Annotated in this window: 17 protein-coding genes; all 17 read left to right on the top strand. The window is 34.6% G+C overall.

Annotated features, from left to right (window positions below; genetic code table 11):
* Positions 1 to 2: 2 nt before the first annotated feature.
* Positions 3 to 1,487, top strand: coding sequence for a distal tail protein Dit (locus tag AAA453_RS09250; RefSeq protein WP_427704546.1), 1,485 nt, complete (start codon positions 3 to 5; stop codon positions 1,485 to 1,487).
* Positions 1,488 to 1,505: 18 nt separating this feature from the next.
* Positions 1,506 to 6,446 (top strand): phage tail spike protein, encoded by a 4,941-nt coding sequence (locus AAA453_RS09245; protein WP_427704543.1) that lies wholly within the window; start codon positions 1,506 to 1,508, stop codon positions 6,444 to 6,446.
* Complete coding sequence (locus tag AAA453_RS09240; RefSeq protein ID WP_285328999.1) at positions 6,439 to 6,822, top strand: hypothetical protein; 384 nt, start codon at positions 6,439 to 6,441, stop codon at positions 6,820 to 6,822. Before AAA453_RS09245 ends, AAA453_RS09240 begins: the two co-directional genes overlap by 8 nt.
* Positions 6,812 to 6,991 carry a hypothetical protein gene (locus AAA453_RS09235; RefSeq protein ID WP_427704541.1) on the top strand — a complete coding sequence of 60 codons (180 nt, stop codon included), beginning with the start codon at positions 6,812 to 6,814 and terminating at the stop codon, positions 6,989 to 6,991. Before AAA453_RS09240 ends, AAA453_RS09235 begins: the two co-directional genes overlap by 11 nt.
* Before the next feature lie 48 nt (positions 6,992 to 7,039).
* Positions 7,040 to 7,363 carry a hypothetical protein gene (locus tag AAA453_RS09230; RefSeq protein ID WP_427704539.1) on the top strand — a complete coding sequence of 108 codons (324 nt, stop codon included), beginning with the start codon at positions 7,040 to 7,042 and terminating at the stop codon, positions 7,361 to 7,363.
* Positions 7,364 to 7,425: 62 nt separating this feature from the next.
* Positions 7,426 to 7,854 (top strand): hypothetical protein, encoded by a 429-nt coding sequence (locus AAA453_RS09225; RefSeq protein WP_427704538.1) that lies wholly within the window; start codon positions 7,426 to 7,428, stop codon positions 7,852 to 7,854.
* 157 nt (positions 7,855 to 8,011) lie between these two features.
* Positions 8,012 to 8,317, top strand: a complete 306-nt coding sequence (locus tag AAA453_RS09220) for a holin (protein ID WP_427704536.1) — start codon at positions 8,012 to 8,014, stop codon at positions 8,315 to 8,317.
* 66 nt (positions 8,318 to 8,383) lie between these two features.
* A complete protein-coding gene (locus tag AAA453_RS09215) occupies positions 8,384 to 10,096 on the top strand; it encodes a peptidoglycan recognition protein family protein (protein ID WP_427704535.1) in 1,713 nt (570 codons plus the stop codon).
* A gap of 231 nt (positions 10,097 to 10,327) precedes the next feature.
* On the top strand, positions 10,328 to 10,537 hold the full coding sequence (locus tag AAA453_RS09210) for a hypothetical protein (protein WP_427704533.1): 210 nt from the start codon (positions 10,328 to 10,330) through the stop codon (positions 10,535 to 10,537).
* 94 nt (positions 10,538 to 10,631) lie between these two features.
* Positions 10,632 to 10,970, top strand: a complete 339-nt coding sequence (locus AAA453_RS09205) for a hypothetical protein (RefSeq protein WP_427704532.1) — start codon at positions 10,632 to 10,634, stop codon at positions 10,968 to 10,970.
* Positions 10,971 to 11,051: 81 nt separating this feature from the next.
* Complete coding sequence (locus AAA453_RS09200; RefSeq protein WP_427704531.1) at positions 11,052 to 11,384, top strand: hypothetical protein; 333 nt, start codon at positions 11,052 to 11,054, stop codon at positions 11,382 to 11,384.
* Positions 11,385 to 11,432: 48 nt separating this feature from the next.
* A complete protein-coding gene (locus AAA453_RS09195; RefSeq protein ID WP_423164727.1) occupies positions 11,433 to 11,660 on the top strand; it encodes a hypothetical protein in 228 nt (75 codons plus the stop codon).
* A gap of 54 nt (positions 11,661 to 11,714) precedes the next feature.
* Positions 11,715 to 11,966, top strand: coding sequence for a hypothetical protein (locus AAA453_RS09190; protein WP_427704530.1), 252 nt, complete (start codon positions 11,715 to 11,717; stop codon positions 11,964 to 11,966).
* A gap of 76 nt (positions 11,967 to 12,042) precedes the next feature.
* Entirely contained in the window at positions 12,043 to 12,282 is a 240-nt protein-coding gene (locus AAA453_RS09185) for a hypothetical protein (RefSeq protein WP_427704529.1), read from the top strand.
* A gap of 1 nt (position 12,283) precedes the next feature.
* Complete coding sequence (locus tag AAA453_RS09180; protein WP_427704527.1) at positions 12,284 to 12,544, top strand: hypothetical protein; 261 nt, start codon at positions 12,284 to 12,286, stop codon at positions 12,542 to 12,544.
* Positions 12,537 to 12,725: a hypothetical protein gene (locus AAA453_RS09175; protein WP_427704526.1), complete on the top strand. Its 189-nt coding sequence runs from the start codon at positions 12,537 to 12,539 to the stop codon at positions 12,723 to 12,725. Before AAA453_RS09180 ends, AAA453_RS09175 begins: the two co-directional genes overlap by 8 nt.
* Before the next feature lie 47 nt (positions 12,726 to 12,772).
* On the top strand, positions 12,773 to 13,333 hold the full coding sequence (locus AAA453_RS09170) for a DUF4352 domain-containing protein (RefSeq protein ID WP_427704524.1): 561 nt from the start codon (positions 12,773 to 12,775) through the stop codon (positions 13,331 to 13,333).
* Positions 13,334 to 13,379: the final 46 nt, after the last annotated feature.

Genomic DNA, 13,379 nt, shown 5'->3' with positions numbered 1-13,379 from the left:
TAATGAGTAATTTCTCATTTAATGGTATTGAAAAAGATTACTGTTATTATACCGACTATAAAACGAGTTGGGGGCAAGATAGAGAAATTAACACTACTGATGTAAATGGACGGTCCGGTACCGTCCTAACATCTGTAAGAGATAAAGTTAGAAAAATCGAAGTTAATTTATTAATTGATAGTTTGGAAGTTGGGGAAAGTTTGGAACACGTAGCCGAAGATTTGGCAGACTGGTTAACAACCGACGAACCAAAACCGATACAATTCGCTAGAGAACCCGACAGAATATATTACGGGATATTAGAAGGTGCAATTGATAAAGATTATTTTGTTAATTTTGGTAAAGCTACAGTTAATTTTCTTTGCATCGACCCTTATAAATACGCTAGTACAAGAACCAAACAAACAGCTATATCAGACCAAGCAACGTTATATAATGCCGGTAATAAAAACACACCAATCGAGATACAGGCAAGAGCCTTAGAACCTAGTAGTCACTTTATGATTGCAAAAGGATATAACGGCGATAGTGACGAATTTTTTATGGTTGGCGATGATGATGTAGATAAACCGTTAGATAATTACAGCCCACCCGTATTAACGTCTGAAATGCGAGATATGAGAGATTGGATTGAATTAGGTAGTGGCAGTATTAACGATAATTATTTAGGTGGTACCACTGGTGGCGAATTACAAAGTTCATCATCAAACAATAGTATATATCTAAATGTAGATACGTTAGAAAACAACGGTTGGAATGGTGCCGGTCTAAAAAAATCATTTTCAAAAAGTGTTCAAGATTTTAGGGCAACGGTTAAAATTCTACTTAATAATACGAAAAAAGGAACGGCTAAATTTTCGCAATTTATTTATGATGTAGATAATAGATTATTGGCATCAATCGGATATGTTAAGAAAAGTGAATCAAGACGAACAGGAACAATTATTGTTACTTTATTTAATCAAAGTGGCGAACAAGTGAAAATATATGACTTTGATAATGACCCGTATATACAAGGTCTTGATAGTTTTGTTATTTATATCGCCTTAACTAGAAAAGGTAATGAGTTTACGGTTAAAAGTTGGAAGTATGACGAAACGCCATACCCACAAAGATTAGTACCGATTGCAGTAAGAGAAAAAACCTTTACCGATTCCGGAAACTTTTACCAACGCAAAGTAGCGAGTACCACACTTTATCAAGCTAGGTATCAAAATACCGATTTTGCTAACATTTATATTTTAGGAACGTACAATAGGGAATTATTGGAAAAACCTAAAGGCGCTAGAGATATGATAATTCAAAAAGGGGACGACATTAGAGTAGACACAGAAAATAATATTGTAGTCATTAATGAAGAACCTATGTTACAAGAAAAAACCTTTGCAAGTGATTTCTTTAATATCGAAAGTGGGACAAACGAATTAGTCATTTTACCCGAAGATACTTTTGATACATCGATATTTTGGCGAGATAGATATTTATAAAAGAATGGAGGTGTTTAATTGATTCATCTATTAAATTTTAAAGGCGAAATCATAGATTTTATTTCGGAAGATGACGGGGCATTATTTGAGGCGGTTCATGACAGGCAACAAAAAGATAAAAAAGAAACATTTGATTTTACTATTCTTTCAAGCCGAGCTGAAAAGTTTAGAGAACGTAACCGAGTAATTACCAAAGACAGCGACGGTCAATACAGGGAATTTATTATTACTGGTATTTCGGACGATATGGACGGTTTGACAGATATACAAACCAACGCATCATATCTTGAAGATATTGGCACAGCTAAACCATTTGTGCCGGGCAAACTTGAAAATATGACAACTTCACAAGCACTTTCCGAGGTGTTACGTGATACAGGTTGGGAAGTTGCACCCGATACAGAATACAACGGCTTAAAAACAACAACATGGACGGAACACAAAGCCCCTTACGATGTAGCATTACAGCTTGAAACTACCTATGATATGGAATTAGATTTCTATATCGAACTAGGTTCAAATAAAGTTGAACATCGTTACGCCGTATTGAAAAAACCGAAACGATTATTTAAAGGTAAAGAAATTGTTTTTGGTAAAGATTTAACAGGTTTATCAAGAGAAATTGATTTCACTGAAATTAAAACGGCTTTAATGGTTGTAGGTCCCGAAGATGACAACGGAAATACAACCGAGGTTATCGTTACAGACGACCAAGCACAAGAACAATTCGGATTACCTCAACGTTATATATGGGACGTATATAAACCGGAATCGCAAGACAGTGATATAACAGAAAGTCGATTAAAAGCGTTAGGCGAAAACGAATTAGATAAAATTAAAACAGCAAGTGTTACCTATGAAATTTCATCGTTAGATATTGATTATTTACATCAACATGAATCAACATCAATCGGCGATACAATTAGAGTTAAGGACACAGACTTTAACCCACCGTTATATTTAGAGGCGGAGGTTATCGGCGAAGAATACGACTTGCTAGGAAAAGAAAGTGTTTATTCATTTGGTAAAGTCATAAGATATAATGAAGAAGATTTGACACAATTCTTTAGACAACGTTTACAAGAAATAAGAGAAAAATTAAATGATGATATTACAAACCTTAATACCCAACTACAAGAAACAGCAGAATATACAGAAAAATATTACGAACAAAAGATTGTTAAGCAACCCGAACCACCCACAAACCCCGTTGACGACATGTTATGGTACGACACAAGCAATCCGGACGTTGCAGTATTAAGAAGATACAGAAACGGCGAATGGCACAACCAAACAGCAAGTGACGTACAACAACTAGGTGGTATGACGAGAGAAGAAACAATTTATAATGAATTAGTAAGCACATTTGAAGATTTGCAGTTACAACACTCAATGCTACAAACTGATGTATACGATGTAATAAATAGTCAATATTTGGTTGATACGCAATTAAAAGAACAAGTACAAACAGATTTAGACAGCGTTAGCGTTGTATTTAATCAAATCAAAACTAATTTAGATAGCATGGATAAAGATACGGCTACAATAGGCAAATTGATTGATACACAAGCAATGTTTCAAGATTATAGGGAAAACCTACAAAAACTAAATGATAGCCTACAAAACGCTAAAATAAGCATTGACGAGCGTTTAAAATTATTACAACAGCAATACACCGAAGAAAAATTTAATGATGCAATGACCGAAGTAGCAAAAACACTACCAAACGGGGAATGGAACAGTGAAACAGGTCAATTATTAGCTGATATACCTAACCAAGAGCAATTGAACGATTTAAAAACAACCGTTAATGCTTATGTAGACGGCGAAATAAAAACGCTTAACGATAATTTAGTAGATAAGATTAACACCGATATTAAAGCAACAAAAGAAGAATTAAGCGCTAGTGTTTCAAGCGTGGAAGAAAAAGTTAACGGTTTGGAAGTAGGCGCTAGAAACTTATTAGTAAGTTATGCAGACCAATATAACGGTTTGGTTAAATCATATATTGAAAGCACAGAAGGTTTTGATTTTTCCGGTTGGGGCGTAGATTTGTATTTAAGCGAATATATCAATCAGAAATTGGAACCTACAGAAAAATATACCATTTCATACGATGTTGAAGTTATCGGATTAACGGACGTAGACCAACAGTTAGAACCTACAATGTTATCTACTGGATTAATTCTTTTTGATAGAGCGACAAACGATTATGTAATGCGTTCAAGAAAAGAAATGCCACGTGAAATCGGTTATACCGAACACATTTCAGAAACGTTTGAAATGAAAACCGGCGATTATGATTTAATAGGCTATTCTAATTTGTTTAGAGGTAGCGTAATTGTTGATGATACAACGCAAAACGATACTGATAACACCACAGAAAGCACACAGCCTACCACAGACGAACAAAACACAACAACAGACACAAACACAACTGAAACAACAACAGACGATACAACAAGCACTCAAGAGCCTACAGATGACACAACAACAAATGACACAACAACAAATGACACAACAACAGATACAACAGGCAGTGTTAACGACGGCACACAAGAGCAAACAGACGGCACAACAACAGACACAACACAAACTGTTGAAGTATCAGAAAGTGATAATATACGTATTACTAATTTAAAACTTGAAAAAGGTACGGTAGAAACAGATTACACACCGGCACCGGAAGATTTTAAAAATGATATTAGTAGCATTGGCGCAACAGTCGAAGAACAAAACACAGAAATTTCATTGATGAAAGATAGCATCGATTTAAAAGCTGATAAAACAACAGTTACACAACAGCTTGGCGAAGTTGAATCACGAGTAGAAGATAATACAGCACAATTAAACATACAATCTGATGAAATCAACAGTAAGGTTTCAACTAGCGACTACACAGCAGACCAAGAAAATGTTGTTAACCGATTAGACAGTGCCGAAACAGAACGCCAACAATTAAGCGATGAAATTAATGATAGAGTGACGTTAACCGAATATCAGAATCTTAACATCGGTACACGTAACTTAATGTTAAACACTAATGAACGTGATGATTTTATAGGTTTGGAAGATACTCATAGGTATATTGAATATGAACTTACTAGACCATTAACCGTTGGCGATGAATACACATTGTCTTATGAAATTTATGATTTATCCGGGGAACAGATAAACCGAGTAAGTTATTTACCATATGACCCGGCAGGCGAGAGAAAAGATGTATCGGTCGTAGATAATAAAGTAATTGCAACGTTTACAGCACAAGCAAAAAGTGAAAAGATGTATCTTTATAAAGGTCTTGCCGGAATGACAGACCCAACAAAAGACTTTGTTATTAAAAACGCAATGCTAGTTGAAGGTAATAAAGCCGGCGATTACGACGAGGCGCCGGAACAAGCCGATACACGATTGAACGAAATGGAAACATCAATCCAACAAAATGGCGAACAAATACAAGACCGAGTTAGTTTAACCGAGTTTAACGAAAGTAATAAAACATTATCGCAAGTTGTTTCAACGCTCACACAAGACACGACAAACGGTTTAACTTATACGTTTGATGAAAACGGTAAGATAACAAGTTTTAACGTTGGTAATGACGGTGTGACAATCAGAGGCGATAGCGTAGATATTACGGTCAATGATGATTTTAAAGTCGTAGCACAAGATTTAGATAACAAAGTAGACCAAGACAACATTATTAACCGTTTAAACTTATCGCCCGAAGGCTTGGATATTGACGTTAATAATTTAGGTATTCGAGGTGGCGACAGCAACCAATACTTAAATATCGAAAACGACACTATCGAATTACATGGTAGTTACACAAGAACTTGGCAAGGCTCAACAGATTACAACGAAGTTTTTACAAGATTAAAAGACGGTCATTTAAGATTTAGAAATAATGATTTAAGCCGTTCTATTTATTTATCTGATTTTGGTGTTTCAACATATCTTGATGGCGACCCACGAAACGCATCGGGGACACTAGAGTTTTTTGATTACACATACGATAGTGGCGCACGTGGTGTGACATTGCAATCCGGTTTAGGTGTTGTGGCATTAAGGGCTGATTCAAACCGAATGGTTATTGAGGCAGACGATACCGTTAACATTGGTAGTAATAAATATTCTGTATACCTTAGACCGTTCGTAAATACACGTGTTGGTGTAAATGAATTTCAATATTATGTTAAAGACAATCCCACAGCCGACGCAACAGACGGCGTATTACTATACGGTAATTTAACAGGTTCCGGCACCAAAATGGGGTCCGGTATCAGATTTAGTAAAAGCGCACCAGTAGTTTACGCTACAAATGATAATGGCGATATGGGAAGTGGCTATTTTTACGGCGAAGGTTTTCAAGGCGATTGGCTAACTAAAAACACCAATTTATACGCTTGTGTACAAAGTAATGGTTCGTTAAGAGTTACCGACATCATGGGTTATAACGGTGGCGACCCTAATTATAGAGATATAGAGGCATTGCGTTTGAATACTTATCACAGTTACGCATTTGCCAACCACAGTGGGTCCGATGTTTATTTTGGTGTAGGTTATAACGAATTAAGAATTACAGCAAATAATTGGTGGAATGGTGGAGATACGCAATATCAAAATGTGAGAGCACGCACTTTCTATGGTTCACTTGAACCCAATTCTTCTGAGAAATATAAAACAAATATAGAAAATTGGAATATTGATGCAACTCAAACATTGCGTGACACAAAACTATATGAATACAATTATATTTCGGACTTAGAACGTGGCGAAGATATAAAAAAACATGGGGTTATTTTAGAACGAGAAACACCGGACCATATTAAAGGGACTGATACCATTGATTTATATGAAATGGTTTCAACAAACACTAAAGCACTAAAAGAGCAAATTGAAAGAAATGATGAATTAGAAAGAAAAATAAAATCATTGGAGGCTATTATTAATGGATAAATTACAAAAACTAGGAATCTTAACATATAAATTTGAGGGTTATGAATACCAAGAGCATTTGTATGTAGATGATTATACTAATAAAATATATCGTACTACAGAAAGTGAAGAATCAATGAGTTTTAGTGGTGTAACGCCTTCAAATTTACAAACAGATATTAGAGAATATTTTGAAGAAACATTAACGCCACTAAGAATGGTTGAAATGCCAAGTGGTAGTAACAAGAAAAAATATTTAACTATTCTACACAGTGATAAATTAAATGAAGATTTACAATGCTACCTTACAGTTGAAGAACATCTAGGACAAGTAGGTAAAAGTGTCTATTACAATTATGAAATACAAATGAAAGCGAGTGGATATAATGCAAAATAACCAAAGTGAACAACCACAACAACACAAACCTAATTCGGACTACATGGTTAATTACCTAGTGGACGAGAACGCACGAGTAACTAAAGAAAACGCAATGTTAAAAGCGATTATCCAAGAGCAAAACGAAAAGTTTAAAGAGTTAAGCGAATCACAAGAAGTTAACGATTAAATCGTTAGCTTTTTTTAATATACAAAAATTATTAGGAGTGAATTAATTATGCTAGAACGCAAAGAACAATTATTTTATTTAGTTGAGAAAGACGATGAAACAGGTAAAGAATACCCAATGCAAAAAGTATATAACGGTAGTGCCTTTTCACGTACATCAACAACTTTCAACGCTTATAAATTTGATACGCCGGAAAAAGCAAAAAATGCGTGCCAATTACAAAATAGCATGAACCAAATGTTTGGAGAATCTAACATTGTTTATTACGCCGAAGAAAATATAACACGTACTTTATTTGATAAAGAAGGCGTAAATGTAGATGATGCCACAACAGAAAACAATACAGACAACACAGACGGTAAAACAACATAATAAACAACAGTAACAAAGAATTACATTACCCACTACATTTGACCGGGAGGGTAATTAATCCGTTGGAATCACACGACGCACGATTAAGAGCAGTAGAAAGAGATATTAAAGAGTTAAAACAAACGGACCGAGAATTAAAGAAAACGGACCAAAATTTAGAAAAGAAAATTGAACAAAGTTTCAACGATTTAGATAAAAAATTGGACGCTAAACACAAAGAACAAACTGAAGATTCCAAAAGATTAGCTAATAAACTTGATGAAATCAATACTAATCAAACAGACCAAAAGTTAATTAACCAAGAATTACGATTTACTTTGAATAACGTAAACGATGATTTAGTAAGAGAAAGAGAAAACAAAAAAATTGAAAAACAAGAACGAGATAAAACCAATAAAGAAATAAAAAATACAAGGCGGTGGACTATGGGAATGGTATTTAGTTTTTTAATACCGTTAACTATTGCCATTATCCAATATTTTTTCCTTTAAAGGAGGTGAAAAACTATGTTCAAACTACTACCACAAGTAACCGTACTAGGTTCATTTTTAACTTGTTTTTGGTTCGGCGATTGCTAAAAAGTAATACCGAACAAACCGGCTATTAATTTAGTCGGTTTTTTATTTTATTAATTGGAGGTTTTTATAAATGGAACAAATTATAACTTTCGCAACAATCATATCAGTATTAACAATTGGAATTATACAAGGCATAAAACAAACCGGTGCAATACCTAAAAATATTATACCGTTAATATCAATCGTAATCGGTGGTGTTATTGGTGGTGTTTCCGTATTCATTCCAGAAATCTTTTCTGAATTATCTGTAGGCGCCCGTATTTTAGGTGGTATTATTAGTGGTTTAATGGCTACTGGATTATGGGAAACAGGTAAACAACGCAGTGGTAATACAAAAGACGACCACCAAAAACAAGGTGGGGGCAATATTAAATAATTAATGATTAACCGGTTATTCATTTAATCGGTTTTTATATATGAAAATTTAATGGAGGTTTTATAAATGGCACAAGAAAAATGGAATGGCGTTCCGGTACGTTATGACTGGTTGCCAATTGGAACAAGACGTAGCGGACAACCTTTAACTACAGGCAAACCAAAATTCGCAGTAGCACACGATACAGGCAATAAAGATACAACAGCACAAGACAATATAAACTATTACAAGAACTCATATAATATTGATTGGTCTATCGTGGCAAGCGCCCATATATTCGTAGACGACAAAGAATGTGTGGTATGTATACCGGTTACTGAAAAAGCATGGCATGTACTATATGGTGCAAGTGCTGATAATCAAATGTACGGTGTAGATGCTAACGACGGGGCGTTTGGTGCCGAAGGTTCATATTTCACAGATAAAAAACGTTCTCAAAAATCATTAGACAATTTAGCACGTGTTATAGCTTATCTATGTAACTATTGGAATATAGATTACAAAACGGAAGTGCCGGGACACCAAGATATTCAAGTAGGTAAAGTAGACCCCGGCAACCTATTAGAACATGCCGGTTATGGTCGTGACGTTAGTAATTTAGATAAAATCATTGCTAAATATATTAACGGCGTAGATGAAGAAATCGACAACGAACCTTCAAAAGAATTATCAGAACCAACGAAAGAAAAACCAACAGAAAGCCCTAAAACAAATATTTCTTACAAAGAGGCTATCGAGTACATGCACAGCCTCAAAGGTCTATTTGTTGATTTTGATAAAAAATTTGCCTTTCAATGCATGGATTTAATTGTTGATTATGCAGACCATGTAACAAACGGCTACAGAATATGGGGTAATGCAAAAGATTTAACATGGGTTGCTTTACCTAAAGGTTGGAAACTTGTTGAAAACACACCGGATTATGTGCCACCTATCGCCTCAATTGCAGTATTTACCGAAGGCATTTATAAAAAATGGGGTCATACTGGTTTAGTTTGGGACAACAGCGGAGGCACTGAAACATTTGTTATCTTAGAACAAAACTATGACACGTTAGCAAATAGCCCGGCAAAATTAAGAACTGATAATTTTGAAGGTTTAACACACTTCATTGTTCCCGATTTCGTAGATGAAAATGTAGATTTAACAGACATTTCGCCAACGCCAATTAAAGAAGTTAAGAAAGGCGCAACGCTTAAAGTGGGCAATGTACCACCTAAAAAATTAACTTGGTCTAACCAACCATACTTTAGAGCAACAGCAGACAGCGAAGGCGTTTCAATATGTAGACCAAACCACAACAATGTAATGGTTGTTACTAACGAAACTTACAACGCCGGTTATGAAGATTTATATATTTATGAAATTAGGGACGGTTGGGCAAGAGTTTATTCGCCGGATAACGACGGTTTCGTTTGGTATGAAAGATTACGCATGAACGAAATTTACAAACCGGGTGGCGGTAATGGGTTACACGATGATGTAAACGCATATGATAACGTGCCAAGTGATTTGGCGATTGGTTCAATTCCACCCGATGACTTAAATTGGTCTGATAGTGCATACTTTAGAGGTCGTATTGATAGTTACGGCGCTACTATTACTAAACGTACAGGTAAAAAAGGCAAATACAAATGGCACCTTACAAATGAAAGTTACAGTGCCGGTTACGACCAATTTTATATATTCGAGATATTAGACGGTTGGGCAAGAGTTTATTCATCTTCAAACAACGGTTGGATATGGTATGAACGCTTACGAGTTGTAGAAACATTTTAATTACATTGTCGTTTTTTACTACATTCGATTTTTAAAATGAATTGAATAGTGTTAATATAATATTTGTGTTGATATTCTGTTTTTAAGATGTTTGGCAGTTCTCCAGACTGGAATTGTGGGTAGGTTTTCTTGAACCTACTCACTTTTTTTAATTTAAGTGTTGTCAAAGGACAACAAAAGTGATAGTATTATAACTGTAGCAGACAAAAGATAAAAAAGGTGGAAATAAAAATGACTAAACAAGAAGTTGCAAAATTAATGCACGAATTAGTAAGAGGTATTAAACAAGATAGTAGAGAAATTTCAAAACTTTATGATGAATGTATAGAATTATTTACGAACGGCGAATCTATGAACGATAAAAAATTGGAAATAGATAAATTAGAATCTAGTAAACAAAAGAAAAAAGATTTGTTGGAACAGTTGAAGGAAAAAAATTAAAAAATTTTAATTTAACTGTTGTCAAAGAACAACAGAAGTGATATAGTTATTTATGTAGTCAACAGACAGCAAATAAATTTTGGAGGTAACAAACATGTTAGTAAAAGAAAAAATGAACCAATATGAAGAAGGATTAAAAGAAGTAATGGAATTAGCGTTAGGCGAACATATTTTTGATGAAATTGTATCAATCGACGCAATAGACAAATGGGCGCCAATGATTAAACAAATCGAAAATAACGAAACAATCACGTTTCACGACCGCAATCCGTCAAACCTAGATATTAGCGACAATGCAATATTAAAAGCGATTAGCGTTAAATCAGACGAATACAAAGACATCGTATTAAATCAAATGGACGTAAAAAGTTTTGAATACTGGATAATGCCTTTGAAACAACTGGAAGATACAGCAAAAATTGATTTTATGTAAAAAATTTTAAAATAAGTGTTGTTCTTTAACAACACTTATGATATATTAGTATTGTACTAGAAAACAGGGAGGGAACAAATTATGAAACTAAAAAACTTATCAAATTACACTAAGCAAGAAAATCAAGATATACTTACACAGGCTAAAGCATATTTGCAACTAGAAGGCGAAGAACACACAAACATTACCTTAGTTAATTACCAAGAGCAAGAAGAAGAAGGTACTACATACTTTGAGATTTACGAATCATATATCTTTATCGAAGAAGAAACAACTTTGGAAGAAATGGAACAAGAACAAATTGAAAATGAAAAATTAGTTAAAACTTACAAAACGAAAAAAGGTTTGTTACAAGCTATGACAAATGACAAAGACATAGCCGGTCAACGTTACAGAAAACACACAGTATTGTAAAACACAGAGGGCGAAAGCCCTCTACATATAAACTAGGAGGAAAACCAAATGAATAATTTACAAGATATGTTTAAGAAAGCAGAAAACAACGTACAAGAAAGATTGGAAGGTTTACCAGTATTCGGAAGTTACAAAGAGATTTTAAAACAGATGTTAAACATCGACGAACAAGTATTTGAAATGCTTTACGATGAAGATACGATGAACAGTCAAGATTACGATTTAGAAAGTGTAGATTTAGTAGAAGTACACAACAGACTAGAACAATTTCAGTAAAGCATACAGGGGGCGTAAGCCCTCTAATCTAAAAACTAAAGGAGGAATTAAGCTATGAAAAAATCAGCACATGGTTTAAAAATTGATAAACGTAAAACAATGATTAACAACTTGAAAGACAACGGACTACTTGAACAAAGAAAAGATAATCGTTCGGAAGGTAGTGGACTTGTTAGACTTAAAAGGTCGGCTATCAAGAAACTTGAAAGAAAAATAACGGAAACGACAGACCAAAAAGAAATTGAGAAATTGAGAAAAGAAATCGAAGTAAAAGAAGAACAGATAAAAAAGTGTTTAACTAAATAAAACAGGGGGTGTAAGCCCCCTAATCTAAAAAATTGATCCATGATTTACCATTTTTAAATTTCTAGGAGGAAATAACATGAACACTTTAATCAAATTTGCAGAACAAAACGGGTATGAGTATAAAGTTAAAATAACGACATCAGAACAAAAGCTCATTCAGATTAATATTAGAGGTAATGTAGTCGAAGTAAAAGACTACAAGAAATATTACTCGGTATACACTGAAACATCAGACATAAAACGTGTAAGATTAGCAAAGCAAACGGAAGTAGTTAAGTATCTAAAAGAAGTAACAGAAAAGTTGGAGGCGAAATAACATGACAGAATTTACTTATAAAGGGCGTAACTTGAGAATGGACGAATGGCACACAGACGACTACAGCGACGATATGAGAGGCACTGTACAACTTGAAACCGTTCGCTATGGTTGGGTGGACTTTATCGAATACAAAGGCTTTGAGGGCAATGCGAGCCTATCGGGACTAGACACTTCAGAGCGTTACACTGATTTCAACTTTGATATTGATAGTGTTGTCGCTTTCCTAGACAGAAATACAGGAGGTATTGAAGTTGGATAACAGAGAAATTGAAAATTTACTTATCAGATTAGCAAAGGTTAGCAGTGACATGACTAAATCAACGAATTTTAGCGGTGGTGTTACTAAAAAGCAGACGAACGAAGAACGTATTGTTATTAAGAAATTGGCTAAAAAGTTAAATCTTGATGCCGAATACTTAAAAGAAAACATAAACGAATAGTACGCATTTTCAGAAACAAATAAAAATTATAGAAAAGAGGAATTATCATGAAAAAAGTAATTTTTGGAAGTTTAGGTTGTTTAGGTTTTGTATTTGTAGGAATTATTGTTATTGTGGCTATTTTCGCGACTATAGGTGGTAGCGAGTCGGGTAGCGAGTCGGGTGGTAAATCAGATTCAAGCAAAGATGCAGAACAAGAGTTTGCAATTGGCGAGAAAGTCAAAGTCGGCGACCTAGAATATACGGTCAACAGTGTTGAAAATGCAGACACAGTAGGCAATCAATATGTATCAAGTACGGCAGACGGCAAGTATATTGTAGCAGATGTGACAGTCAAGAATAACGGCGATGAATCAATCACGATTGATACTAACTTGTTTAAGTTACTAAATGAGGGCGCAACAAACACAGCAGACGCTACAGCATCAACAGATGCCAACCCAAGCGATATAGGTTTCTTTTTAGAACAGCTCAACCCTAGCAATGAAAAAACAGGCAAAGTCGTGTTCGATGTATCACAAAAAACAGCTCAATCAGATAAGTTGAAAATGGAAGTATCTTCCGGAATGTTTGGAACTGAAAAAGCAAAAATTCACTTATCAGATTAGCAAAAGAAAACATAAACGAATAGGACGATATGCAAAGGAGGAAACA

It is taken from the genome of Staphylococcus parequorum (assembly GCF_039237145.1).
Classification (GTDB): Bacteria; Bacillota; Bacilli; order Staphylococcales; family Staphylococcaceae; genus Staphylococcus; species Staphylococcus equorum_A.
Note: the sequence above shows the minus strand (reverse complement) of the source record. Positions and strands in the feature narration are given on the sequence as shown.

What these genes read in the sequence shown, in the direction of transcription:
- AAA453_RS09250 (WP_427704546.1), top strand. Translation starts at nt 3, where the DNA reads ATGAGTAATTTCTCATTTAATGGTATTGAAAAAGATTACTGTTATTAT.
- AAA453_RS09240 (WP_285328999.1), top strand. Translation starts at nt 6,439, where the DNA reads ATGGATAAATTACAAAAACTAGGAATCTTAACATATAAATTTGAGGGT.
- AAA453_RS09235 (WP_427704541.1), top strand. Translation starts at nt 6,812, where the DNA reads ATGCAAAATAACCAAAGTGAACAACCACAACAACACAAACCTAATTCG.
- AAA453_RS09230 (WP_427704539.1), top strand. Translation starts at nt 7,040, where the DNA reads ATGCTAGAACGCAAAGAACAATTATTTTATTTAGTTGAGAAAGACGAT.
- AAA453_RS09220 (WP_427704536.1), top strand. Translation starts at nt 8,012, where the DNA reads ATGGAACAAATTATAACTTTCGCAACAATCATATCAGTATTAACAATT.
- AAA453_RS09215 (WP_427704535.1), top strand. Translation starts at nt 8,384, where the DNA reads ATGGCACAAGAAAAATGGAATGGCGTTCCGGTACGTTATGACTGGTTG.
- AAA453_RS09210 (WP_427704533.1), top strand. Translation starts at nt 10,328, where the DNA reads ATGACTAAACAAGAAGTTGCAAAATTAATGCACGAATTAGTAAGAGGT.
- AAA453_RS09205 (WP_427704532.1), top strand. Translation starts at nt 10,632, where the DNA reads ATGTTAGTAAAAGAAAAAATGAACCAATATGAAGAAGGATTAAAAGAA.
- AAA453_RS09200 (WP_427704531.1), top strand. Translation starts at nt 11,052, where the DNA reads ATGAAACTAAAAAACTTATCAAATTACACTAAGCAAGAAAATCAAGAT.
- AAA453_RS09195 (WP_423164727.1), top strand. Translation starts at nt 11,433, where the DNA reads ATGAATAATTTACAAGATATGTTTAAGAAAGCAGAAAACAACGTACAA.
- AAA453_RS09190 (WP_427704530.1), top strand. Translation starts at nt 11,715, where the DNA reads ATGAAAAAATCAGCACATGGTTTAAAAATTGATAAACGTAAAACAATG.
- AAA453_RS09185 (WP_427704529.1), top strand. Translation starts at nt 12,043, where the DNA reads ATGAACACTTTAATCAAATTTGCAGAACAAAACGGGTATGAGTATAAA.
- AAA453_RS09180 (WP_427704527.1), top strand. Translation starts at nt 12,284, where the DNA reads ATGACAGAATTTACTTATAAAGGGCGTAACTTGAGAATGGACGAATGG.
- AAA453_RS09170 (WP_427704524.1), top strand. Translation starts at nt 12,773, where the DNA reads ATGAAAAAAGTAATTTTTGGAAGTTTAGGTTGTTTAGGTTTTGTATTT.